14 protein-coding genes are annotated in these 11,503 nt (G+C 41.9%); 1 reads left to right on the forward strand and 13 read right to left on the reverse strand.

Translation table 11 applies throughout. The annotated features are described in order from the left end of the window. Window positions 1–64 precede the first annotated feature (64 nt). Window positions 65–790 carry a hypothetical protein gene (locus AAU57_RS13310; protein WP_055413379.1) on the forward strand — a complete coding sequence of 242 codons (726 nt, stop codon included), beginning with the start codon at window positions 65–67 and terminating at the stop codon, window positions 788–790. A 13-nt stretch (window positions 791–803) separates the two neighbouring features. On the opposite strand, the gene AAU57_RS13315 is transcribed toward AAU57_RS13310, so the two are convergent. From AAU57_RS13315 to AAU57_RS13375, 13 genes are all read right to left on the reverse strand, one after another. Continuing rightward, window positions 804–2,015, reverse strand: coding sequence for an acetyl-CoA C-acyltransferase (locus tag AAU57_RS13315; protein ID WP_055413380.1), 1,212 nt, complete (start codon window positions 2,013–2,015; stop codon window positions 804–806). 65 nt (window positions 2,016–2,080) lie between these two features. Continuing rightward, window positions 2,081–2,458, reverse strand: a complete 378-nt coding sequence (locus tag AAU57_RS13320; protein WP_055413381.1) for a four helix bundle protein — start codon at window positions 2,456–2,458, stop codon at window positions 2,081–2,083. A gap of 72 nt (window positions 2,459–2,530) precedes the next feature. Further along, on the reverse strand, window positions 2,531–2,938 hold the full coding sequence (locus tag AAU57_RS13325; protein WP_055413382.1) for a PaaI family thioesterase: 408 nt from the start codon (window positions 2,936–2,938) through the stop codon (window positions 2,531–2,533). Continuing rightward, window positions 2,935–4,152: a 3-hydroxyacyl-CoA dehydrogenase NAD-binding domain-containing protein gene (locus AAU57_RS13330; RefSeq protein WP_055413383.1), complete on the reverse strand. Its 1,218-nt coding sequence runs from the start codon at window positions 4,150–4,152 to the stop codon at window positions 2,935–2,937. The genes AAU57_RS13325 and AAU57_RS13330 overlap by 4 nt, the downstream gene beginning before the upstream one ends. Then, on the reverse strand, window positions 4,152–4,505 hold the full coding sequence (locus tag AAU57_RS13335) for a four helix bundle protein (RefSeq protein ID WP_055413384.1): 354 nt from the start codon (window positions 4,503–4,505) through the stop codon (window positions 4,152–4,154). Before AAU57_RS13335 ends, AAU57_RS13330 begins: the two co-directional genes overlap by 1 nt. Before the next feature lie 44 nt (window positions 4,506–4,549). Next, window positions 4,550–5,329, reverse strand: coding sequence for an enoyl-CoA hydratase-related protein (locus tag AAU57_RS13340; RefSeq protein ID WP_055413385.1), 780 nt, complete (start codon window positions 5,327–5,329; stop codon window positions 4,550–4,552). A 106-nt stretch (window positions 5,330–5,435) separates the two neighbouring features. After that, entirely contained in the window at window positions 5,436–5,933 is a 498-nt protein-coding gene (paaD, locus tag AAU57_RS13345) for a 1,2-phenylacetyl-CoA epoxidase subunit PaaD (protein ID WP_055413386.1), read from the reverse strand. 77 nt (window positions 5,934–6,010) lie between these two features. After that, window positions 6,011–6,811, reverse strand: a complete 801-nt coding sequence (paaC, locus tag AAU57_RS13350) for a 1,2-phenylacetyl-CoA epoxidase subunit PaaC (RefSeq protein ID WP_055413387.1) — start codon at window positions 6,809–6,811, stop codon at window positions 6,011–6,013. A 53-nt stretch (window positions 6,812–6,864) separates the two neighbouring features. Beyond that, window positions 6,865–7,212 (reverse strand): four helix bundle protein, encoded by a 348-nt coding sequence (locus tag AAU57_RS13355; RefSeq protein ID WP_055413388.1) that lies wholly within the window; start codon window positions 7,210–7,212, stop codon window positions 6,865–6,867. A 42-nt stretch (window positions 7,213–7,254) separates the two neighbouring features. Next, entirely contained in the window at window positions 7,255–7,551 is a 297-nt protein-coding gene (gene paaB / locus AAU57_RS13360; protein WP_055413389.1) for a 1,2-phenylacetyl-CoA epoxidase subunit PaaB, read from the reverse strand. 54 nt (window positions 7,552–7,605) lie between these two features. Continuing rightward, complete coding sequence (gene paaA / locus AAU57_RS13365) at window positions 7,606–8,568, reverse strand: 1,2-phenylacetyl-CoA epoxidase subunit PaaA (RefSeq protein WP_055413390.1); 963 nt, start codon at window positions 8,566–8,568, stop codon at window positions 7,606–7,608. A gap of 145 nt (window positions 8,569–8,713) precedes the next feature. Beyond that, entirely contained in the window at window positions 8,714–9,790 is a 1,077-nt protein-coding gene (locus AAU57_RS13370; protein WP_055413391.1) for a 2Fe-2S iron-sulfur cluster-binding protein, read from the reverse strand. 833 nt (window positions 9,791–10,623) lie between these two features. Beyond that, window positions 10,624–11,487 (reverse strand): hydroxymethylglutaryl-CoA lyase, encoded by an 864-nt coding sequence (locus AAU57_RS13375; protein ID WP_055413392.1) that lies wholly within the window; start codon window positions 11,485–11,487, stop codon window positions 10,624–10,626. Window positions 11,488–11,503: the final 16 nt, after the last annotated feature.

Genomic DNA, 11,503 nt, shown 5'->3' on the forward strand with positions numbered 1-11,503 from the left:
GGACATATACCTACATAACAGATTCATCCACTCACTATCTATAGTGTTTTCGGTTTGTTTTTGCATGCTTGGGAAAGCGCAGATTGGAATAGGTACAGATGCACCAGCAACAGGTACTATTCTACATATTGAGGATGTCGATGGTGCTGAAAAATCAGGTGTTCTTTTCCCAAAAGTTCACTTGACAAGCCTAAGTGACACAGATCCTTTGCCTTCCAGCATCAAACTGGGAACTCTTGTCTATAATACCAATGTCAATTTACAAACTGGTTATTACTACTGGACGGTTACTAAATGGCAACGTCTTAATGCCGCTATAGGTGCAATGGCAAAATTTGCAAATGAGAATCAAGACACATCTAATAACCTGAACGATCCAACTGGTGTCAAAGCATCTATTTTTGGTGATGTAGCAGCAGAACCTATTTTTAATGATGGTCCTAATTTGTACATCAGATTGGACAATAAAAATCTTAGAATTACCGAAAATGGTAGATACCAGATTACCGTGAATCTTTCCATGGCCTCAAGTATAAATCAAGCACAAGTCGAAGCCAGATTACAGGTAAATGATACTGGTCTAGGTCCATACTTTCGTAGTTCAGAAATGGATCCTAACTCAGGATCCACTAATGGTTCCATCTCATTTACACAAACGCTCGAATTGAGTGCTGGTGATGAGCTGAGCATCTTATGCAAGGCAGTGGCACCAGAATTTACGGGCACTGCTTTTTTCAATCGGGCTAACGCCAGCAGTTTTTTCATTGAGAAAGTGTTGGATCTACCTTAAAAAAGAGAGCCTTCTAACTCACATTTTCAATCACCATCGCATATCCTTGACCTACACCTATGCACATGGTGATAAGGGCATATCGCTTTCGCGAAAGCGATAACTCCAACGCTGCCGTGTAAGCAAGACGCGTTCCCGTCATTCCCAATGGATGCCCTATAGCTATGGAACCACCGTTGGGATTGATTCTAGGATCGTTATCTTGAAGTCCCCATTCTCTTATACAAGCCAAAGCTTGTGACGCAAACGCCTCATTGAGCTCGATCACATCCATATCTGCCATGGTGAGTCCTGCCTTTTCCAATGCGCGATTACTGGCCTCAACAGGACCTATTCCCATGATTCTGGGCTCCACGCCTACTACGGCGCTGCTTAGAATTCTCGCCATAGACTGGAGTCCATATTTTTTGACAGCGTCTTCACTGGCAACGATCGTTGCTGCGGCGCCATCGTTCAAACCGCTGGAATTTCCTGCGGTGACTGATCCGCCATCTTTTTTAAAAGCTGGACGTAATTTTGATAAAATTTCTTTGGTGGTTCCTGCACGAATGAACTCATCATCTTTGAAGATGATCGGGTCTTTTTTGCGTTGCGGTATTTCGACCGGTACAATTTCTTTGGCCAATCTACCAGACTCTTGTGCCGCGGCTGCTTTTTGTTGCGACCATGCTGCAAAAGCATCTTGATCTTCACGCGAAATATTGAATTTCTCCACCAGGTTTTCAGCAGTGTTTCCCATGCCGTCCACGCCGTACATATCGGCCATTTTCTGATTGACAAACCTCCAGCCAAAACTCGAATCATACATCTTGGCATCTGTTCCAAAACCGGTGCTGGGCTTTGCGATCACGAGTGGCCCACGAGTCATATTTTCCACACCACCAGATATGAATACATCGCCATCGCCAGTTTGTATCGCACGGTGTGCATGCACTATAGAACTCAATCCAGAACTACATAAACGATTCACCGTTTCACCAGGCACGGAAAATGGCAATCCTGCGAGCAATCCTGCCATGCGCGCCACGTTGCGGTTGTCCTCTCCAGCTTGATTGGCACAACCCATAATCACATCGGCATAGGCGTCTTGTGGAATTTCTGGATGTTTTTCAACGATGGTTTTGATCACGTGTGCCGCCAGATCGTCTGCACGTACGGCGCTTAAGGTTCCTTTATAATTTCCGACAGGCGTTCTTATGCCGTCTATGATGTAGGTGTTTTTCATGGTGTGTGGTATGTGGTATGTGGTATGTGGTATGTGGTATGTGGTATGTGGTATGTGGTAAATTATTATTTATTGATTCTTTGACGGATTTTATCCCTCAAACTTGTCAGCATTTTTTGAATATCGGTGATGTCCGATCTAACATTTTCACTTTCACTGAAGCTGATATAACCTCTACGCAAAGCCTTTTCGTTCGCCGAAATACACTCGTTAGAACTGTACAAAGCATAATTAATATGTTTTACAAATTGAGCATCACTACCTGGATAACCTTCGGCCAGATTCAGAGCGATGGAATCAGAAGCTCGTCGATATTGAGAGCTTAACGCGTAAAGTTCACGTGAAGGGAACTTACTTGTCAAATTATCCACAAGCTCACCCAAATCCATCGCCTTTTGATAGACTCTCAGTTCTTCGAATGCAAAACGGTAATTACTTTCCATAATGTAAATCTACAAAAACCGCATCCCACATACCTAAGACCTCAGGCCTACTACGCTTTCGCGAAAGCGAACTTATTCCCAATCTTTACTGGTTCTGTAAACTACGCCTTTAAAAAGTGCTACGAGCTCATCGCCTTTCTTGACCTCAACCATGTGGAAGCCTACTTTTGTTTTGGTCTTGTCTAGTGTGCACTCTGCAGTGATGTAATCGCCTGCTTCCAGCGCCTCTATATGGTTGATGCTAGTCTCGATGGAAACCGCTTTTTTGCCGTGTGTGTTTGAAGTAAAACCAAAAGCCGTATCTGCCAGCGAATAAGTGATGCCGCCATGCGCCTTGCCCATGCTGTTGAGCATTTCTGGTCTGATCGTCATTCCTAACTTCACTCGGCCTACCTCGACGCTCACGATCTCAATTCCCAACCAGGTAGAAAATGGGTCAAGAGAAAGCATTTTGGCAGGAATTTTTGTTCCGTCAATCATGATTGAAAGAATTTTTCATTCTTGCTGGCTTTGCTGCGCAACAATGGTGAACAGCGATAGCGATCTTCCCTGTAGAAGTCATACAAAGCATCTAACTGATTCACACACCAGTCCAATCCTTTTTCATCGGCCCAAGCGAGCAATCCCTTGGGATAATTGACTCCTTTAGTCATGGCGTTGTCTAGATCTTCAGCGGTTGCGATTTGCAGGTACAACGCATCAGCAGCTTCATTGATGAGCATGACCAGCAAACGGTCTTGGATAGCTTTAACGTCAGCGCCAGTCAGCATTTCTGGATCGTGTTCTGGCTCGATTTTGTTTCCGTTTTCGAACTTGTAAAAACCTCTACCAGATTTTTTTCCCAGCCATCCAGCTTCTACCAAACGTTTTTGAGTCAATGAAGGCTTATAACGCGGATCAAAATAGAACGCCCCAAAAACCGATTCGGTCACCACATAGTTCACATCGTGACCTATAAAATCCATTAGTTCAAAAGGCCCCATGCGGAAACCCATTTGTCTCACCACCTTATCCAAGGTTGGGATATCTGCCATGCCTTCTTCATACATTCTCAACGCCTCACTATAGAACGGTCTGGCCACACGATTTACGATAAATCCGGGCGTGTCCTTTGCTACTGCCGTAGTCTTTCCCCAACCTTTGATCGTATTTACAGAAGTTTCTGTGATTTGGTCTTCCGTTTGTACCGCTGGGATAATTTCTACCAATTTCATCAACGGCGCTGGATTAAAGAAGTGAATCCCGATGCAGCGTTCTGGTTTTTCAAGTGAAGCTGCAATGCTGGTAATGCTCAAGCTTGAAGTGTTGGAAGCGATGATGCAATCCTTTGAAACTATGTTTTCCAATTGTGAAAAAACCTTCTTTTTGACCTCTAGATTTTCAACAATCGCCTCAATCGTCAGATCGCTATCTGCCAACTCTTCCAGCTTGTTGATATAATGAATATTCTGCTGAATACGACTTTTCTCAGCCTCATCTATTCTGGATTTCTGCACCAGTCGGTTAAGGATGTTTTCCAAGGCAGATGCTGCATTCTCTAACTGGTCTGCGTTCAGGTCAAAAAGCTTGACCGTGCAACCAGCCGTCGCCGCCACTTGAGCAATACCGCTGCCCATAGTTCCTGCGCCTATGATGCCTACTTTGGAAATTTTTGATTCTTGATTTTTGATTCTTGATTTTTGATTTTCTGACATCAGTTTGTTTTTGTGTTTTTTATACTCACGACAAAAATTGATATGAGCTGATTGTTTTCATCCAGTAGGTTGTCAATAAGATCTTGATTTGTTATGGTCTTTGACTGTTTCTGGATTTTTAGATTTACATAACTCTCTCTTAGTTCTTTTAAACAAATTTTCATTTTATGTAAATAATCTCTAGTCGATTCACCAGCACGCGCCTCACCGTAGTTCAAAGCAACCGATGTTGCAGATCGAATCAATTGTTTTGACAAATGTTCCGCAGCAAAACTCTTATCAAGATGTTGACCAGCAACGATAATGTTGGCCGCAAATTCAATCAATCTATCCTCTAAAATCTGTGCATTCATATCAAATCAAAAATCATATGTCAAAAATCTGCGATCTGATATCATTAGTTTCCCTGAAAATTAGGCTTTCTCTTTTCCATAAAAGCCGCGACGCCTTCTTCATAGTCTGCGGTGTTGGCGCTTTCGATTTGTAGTTTGGATTCCAGAGCGAGTTGTTGTTCCAGGTTGTTGGTCATGGATTCGTTCAGTGCTTTTTTGGTATTGGCGAGAGCTTTTGTGGGTAGTTGCGCGAGTTTTTGTGTGGTTGCTTTCGCGAAAGCGAGAAATTCTTCATCCTTGACCACTTTGTAGATCATTCCCAATTGATCTGCCTCGCTTGCAGTGATCTTATCTGCCAGCATCATGGCGGCACTTGCTTTACCAAAACCAATAAGTCTAGGCAAAAAGAAGGTTCCAGCACTATCTGGAATCAAACCAATTTTGGAAAATGCCTGAATGAAAGCGGCACTTTCTGTGGCAATAACGATGTCACAACACAAAGCCAAATTTGCTCCAGCACCAGCAGCTACCCCATTTACCGCAGCAACCACTGGTTTTTCCAAATTGCGGATTTTAACCACTATCGGATTGTAATGATCGTCGAGAATAGCTTCAAAACCTGGATTCAATTCTGGATCTGTAATTTCCTGAATGTCTTGACCGGCACAAAATGCCTTGCCATTACCCGTAATCATGACGGCTCTCACGTCATCTTGAGCACAGCGATCCAGCGCATGCTGTAGGGAGAATGCCATCTCTTTATTGAAGGAGTTGAATACCTGTGGGCGATTGAATGTTATTTCGGCAATGCCGTGGTTGATTTCTAGTTGTATGGAGTCTGACATTTTTTGTGGTTGTCAAGCCGCTGGTGGTACAGCTTTAGTTAATAGTTTATTGGAAATATTTTGAAAGTTTCGCTTTCGCGAAAGCGAAAACATGTCAAATCAATCATTATTTCAAACATTTGAAATAATCAAAAGGCTCGTGGCAATCCTCGCACTGGAACATGGCCTTACACGCCGTGGAACCGAACTGGCTCACGAGTTTTGTGTTTTGCGAACCGCAATTGGTACACTTGACCAATTTCTTTTCATTCAGCAGCACGTCTTTGTCTGCGGTTTCCTCTAAAGGAGCAGCAATACCATATTCCTCAAGCGCTTTGCGGCCGCGATCTGTGATCCAGTCGGTCGTCCATGGCGGACTCATCACTAGCTGAACGTGAGTCGTGTAACCTTCCTTTTCAAAGGCTCGTTCCAGTTCATCTCCTATCACATCCATCGCTGGGCAACCGCTGTAGGTAGGCGTCAACTTGATCGTGATCTCTTTACCATTCACCTTCACATCGCGAATTACTCCAAGATCCACCACATTGAGCACCGGTATCTCTGGATCTTTTACGGATTCAAGAATGGCGAGGATGTCATTGGATATGTTCAGATCTTGGGTCATTTAAATGTTTGAGATTAAAACTAGAGGCTTTATTGTCTATATAGGCTTCGACATGCTCAGCCTGACTTTGGATTTAATTACCAACGAGAATTTGGATACGTTCTCTGCATATACTGCATTTCAGAAAGTATATATCCCATGTGCTCACTATGAATTCCCTGCTTACCTCCTTTTTGGAAATATTCAACTTCTGGAATTTCTAGAGTGGCGATGGTGAGGTGCTCTTCAATTTTCTCGTAATAGTATTCTTTAAGTTGCATCATATCTGGCGCGACACCAGCTTCTATCATAGCACGATCTGCATCTGTTTTATGAAATAATTCGTCTGTGAAAATCCATAGGTTATTGACTGCTTCTTGAGTTTTGGCCTTGCTTTCTTCCGTACCATCTCCCAAACGTTTTAACCAATCTCCTGAAAAACGTTCGTGATAGTTGGCCTCTTTGATTCCTTTAAATGCTAATGCTCGTAAGGTTACGTCCGCACTTTGCTGCAAAGCGTTCAGGAATAATCTATTGTAAACATCAAAGAAGTATTGACGTACAATAACGTAAGCGAAATCTGTGTTAGGCTGCTCGACTAGTAATGTGTTCTTGTATTCGCGCTCTGTTCTTAAAAAAGCAATGTCATCTTCGGTCGATTTATCACCTTTCAATTGTGCGATGTACTGATAATAGCTACGCACTTGACCTAATAAATCCAATGAGATATTCGTAATCGCGATGTCTGGCTCCAAATTAGGTCCATGACCGCACAATTCTCCCAAACGTTGACCTAGAATCAAGAAATTATCAGCTACGCCCAGTAGATAATCTATGAGGTGCTTTTTGTTTTCTTTTGATTCTAGGAATTGTGGGTTGAGTTCTTTTAGTGGTTTCATTAAAAAATAAAATGAAAAATAAAATGAAAAATAAGCGTGGCTATTTTTCCATCTTATTTAAGGTTTTTGATAATTGTAGATAAGATTTTGCAAAGCTGCAATGCTTCATCAATTAAGTCGGCTTGATTAGTTTTTAACAAACTAGCTCTCGATTGAATTCGCAAATTATTATGACATTCCTTCATTTCCTTAAAAGAGATTCTCAATTTATTGGCTCTATCTTTAGAAGATGAAGCTCCAGCAAACTCTCCATAATTCAAAGCAGCACTTCCCGACGATCTAATCAATTGCTCTGCATAGTATTTGCACGCATAATTTTTAAGAGGAAAATTAAACTCAATGGTAACCTGTGCGGCAAATTCAATCAATCGTTCCTCAACGTCATAAGGTTTATCGGTCATTTTGAATTCATTTTGTTTTTCCTTTTAATTTTACTTTTGAAATTACATATGCTTTAATTCATCAGGCAACTCATAAAACGTAGGGTGTCTGTACACCTTATCGTTTGCCGGCTCAAATAATGAACCACTATCATCAGGACTACTTGCGGTGATGTTGGTAGATTCAACCACCCAAATGCTGACGCCTTCATTACGTCTTGTGTAAACATCGCGTGCATTGTTTAAGGCCATTTCTGCATCCTCGGCATGAAGGCTACCGCAATGACGGTGCTCTAGACCGTTTTTGGATCTTATAAATACTTCCCAAAGCGGGATTTCTCTTTTACTTGAATTACTCATATAAATAGGTGTTGTCAAATAGCGAAGCCGCCTTACGACGGCTCACTTTATTAATTACACGGCTTGCGCAGCTTCTTCTTTTCTAGCGCGTTGCTTGTCTGCATATGCGGTTGCAGCTTCACGTACCCAAGCGCCATTTTCCCAAGCGTTTCTGCGTGCATCAAGCCTGGATTTATTCATAGGTCCATGGCCTTTTACCACTTGCCAGAATTCATCCCAATTGATCTCGCCAAAATCATAGTGTCCTGTTTCTTCATTCCACTTTAAATCTGGATCTGGAATCGTCAAGCCTAAAATGTCTGCCTGCGGTACCGTTTGATCAATAAACTGCTGGCGCAATTCGTCATTCGTTTTACGCTTCAATTTCCATTTCATGGATTGCTCTGTGTGCGTACTTTCTGCATCAGTTGGGCCTAACATCATTAGTGATGGCCACCACCAGCGGTTCAATGCATCTTGTGCCATCGCTTTCTGCTCTTCGCTTCCATTACAAAGTGATAACATGATCTCATAACCTTGACGCTGGTGAAAGCTTTCTTCCTTACAAACACGCACCATGGCACGAGCATATGGCCCAAAGGATGTATTACATAGCGGCACTTGATTGATAATCGCTGCACCATCGACTAACCAGCCTATCGCGCCCATGTCTGCCCATGTAATCGTTGGATAATTAAATATGGAAGAATATTTTGCCTTACCAGAATGCAAATCTTCATACATCTGCTCACGTGTGATTCCTAAAGTTTCACAAGCACTGTAGAGGTATAAACCATGTCCAGCCTCATCTTGAACCTTAGCCAGCAAAGCGACCTTACGTCGTAAGGAAGGCGCACGAGTAATCCAATTTCCTTCTGGCAACATCCCGACGATTTCAGAATGCGCATGCTGGGAAATCTGGCGTATGTGTGTTTTACGATACTTCTCTGGCATCCAATCTTTGGGCTCGATTTTCTCGTCACGGGCAATTTTTGCATCAAATTGCTCTTCTAAACTCTTGATTTCTGCTTCGCTCATGGTTTCTATTTTTTAATTCCTGCGCAGGCAGGAATCTCTTGGATTCGACACCTACGGTCATTTATTAATTCGCCTTCGACAAGCTCAGGCTGACATTTATTTCTGTTTAGATGTTTATCAGTTATTCCGCTTTCGCGAAAGCGAACTAAACATCATAATTCACTACTAATTTCTTACTGGTAGGAACGCTCACGCAGCTTAAAACATAACCTTTAGCTACTTCTTCATCAGTCAAGGCATAGTTGACTTTCATCTCTACACTGCCTTCCTCAACCTTGCATTTACAAGTGCTACAAACGCCACCCTTACAAGCATATGGCAAATCTGCTCCTGCCGCTATCGCACCATCGAGGACGTTATCAAATTCATCTGCAAGTACAAAATGAAACTCCTTACTACCGTCAATGATGGTGACGTCCACACCTTGTACTTTTTTCTCGAGAGCCGCAGCTGCTCGTGCCTTGTCGGCATCACTCAAACCACTCACAAACAACTCAAAATGAATGTTTTCTTTTTTCATTCCTGCAGCGACCAACTCATCTCTAATCAAGAAAATCATTTCTTCTGGACCGCAAATAAATGCATCATCTGTGTGCGGTGCGTTGATCAACGTTTGAGTCAGCTGTTGCAATTTCTCTTTGTCAAATCTCCCGTTGAACAGAGGAATGTCGCGATGTTCCCTACTCAAGAAATAAAAGACTTCAAACCTGCTTAAGTATTTGTTTTTCAGTGCTTCTATCTCTTCTTTGAAGATAATGGATTTTGCCGTGCGGTTCAAGTAGAATAACTTGAATTTGGCATTGGGCTCACTCTTTAAATGCGTTTTTATAATGCTGAGCATAGGCGTAATACCACTACCGGCAGCAAAAGCGATATAATTTTTGGTCACAGTTTCATCTACACACTCAATCCCAAAATCACCACTAGGAGCTGCTACTTGTAATGTATCTCCTGTTTTAAGCTCACGGTTGACATAGGTAGAAAATTTGCCTTCAAAGATTTCTTTCACAGCCACTTTCCATTCCTGATCTAGTGGACTGCTGCACAACGAATAGCTGCGCCTCACGTCCTCGCCATTGATAGTCGCTCTCAAGGTCAAAAATTGTCCTTGACGGTAATCAAAGTCAGATCTTAACTGTTCTGGCACGTCGAAAGTGAGAACTGTAGTGTCTTCTGTTTCTTTGTATACCTCTGATAATCGTATGTCGTGGAACTTATTCACTCTTATTAAGTCGTTAATTACCTACGAAACTAACACTTGTTAGTTTGATGTGCAAGTGGTTTAACAGTGAGTGATTTTGCCTATTTCTTTTCTCGACTGTAGCTCGAAACAGGAATTAAAAAATTTTGCGTTTATCTACTTCAGAAATTTGAGTAATTCTATGAAGCCATCGCAGGTTGTGCTTGAGTGAAAACCTTAGTTTTCAAACTAGTGCCATAGCGCAGATTTTGGTAAAGACTTTACTAGACGATAACTTTGCAAGGACTTTTTACCGATTGTTTCTTATCAAGAATCGGTTATGCAGAAATTGAATTGGTTGACCTTTTGTATGGGAAAAGGAACATGGAATAAATAAAGACAAAGGCATAATAAAAACATGTCAACCCTACTAAAAAAGCTCCAACTATATCTACTTGAATATTACCAGTCAACGACATAAAACCACCCACAAGTCCGCCAAGTCCAGAGATTGAAAACAAAATCAGAAAAAGAGTATGAGAAATTGGATTATGGAAATTCCTATGGGAATCTAGCAGCGTACGACGATGCAAGCTAATCGAGTAAAATAATAGAAGGACAAATAATGAAAGTGGTATCCATTTCAAATGGTATGGAATCTCGGTATTAATTGTTGGTTTGTTCCAGATACTTATAACCATCAATAGTAAAGGTATCAAGTACACATATATGGATAGAATACAAAACAGTTTGAGTTTCATCAGTAGTTATTTAAAAAATCAATCTACAAAAGTATTTTGACATGTACACCTAAACCCTTTTTACCAAAACGTTTGAGCGCTTTTAATCTAAAATTGCGAGTTCAACATTCGTTCTTAGTGATACTGCCTAAAAATTTTAGTGGCTTCATTATAACTGCTCTCAAAAGGCATGGCGTTGACGTTGCAGTTGGCTTTTGCAGCATTAAAATAGCTTACCATTTTCTCGGTTGGCATATTGCCTGTAAGTTCATCTTTAGCCATAGGACAACCACCAAATCCTTGGATCGCGCCGTCAAATCTGCGGCAGCCCGCTTTGTAGGCGGCATCTATTTTCTCATGCCACTTATTGGGCGTTGTGTGTAAATGAGCACCAAATTCGATCTTCGGATATTTAGGAATCAAATTCGAAAACAAATAGTCGATGGATTCTGGATCTGAGGTTCCCACAGTGTCTGATAACGACAAGATCTCAACGCCCATGGTGCTTAACTTTTCAGTCCATTCGCCAACTATCTCTACATTCCAAGGATCACCGTAAGGATTACCGAATCCCATGGATATATAGACGACCACTTTTTTCGCTTTCGCGAAAGCGAGATCTAAAATTTCCTGCAACAACTCTACGGACTGAGCAATGGTCTTGTGCGTATTACGCATCTGGAAATTCTCAGATATAGAAAAAGGATACCCTAAGTAGTCAATCTCTGGATGCTCACAAGCATCTTGTGCACCACGCAAATTTGCAACGATGGCGAGAAGTTTTGAATCGGTTTTTGACAGGTCCAGCTGTGCCAAAACCTCAGCGGTGTCGACCATTTGAGGAATCGCCTTAGGCGACACAAAACTGCCAAAATCTATGGTATCAAAGCCGCATCGCAACAGCGATTGCAGGTATTGAACCTTAGTGGCCGTGGGAATCATGTCCTTGATTCCCTGCATCGCATCACGTGGACATTCTATAATTTTTACTGCATCCATTGCAGTAAAGATAGTA

Source organism: Nonlabens sp. YIK11, from assembly GCF_001413925.1.
Classification (GTDB): Bacteria; Bacteroidota; Bacteroidia; order Flavobacteriales; family Flavobacteriaceae; genus Nonlabens.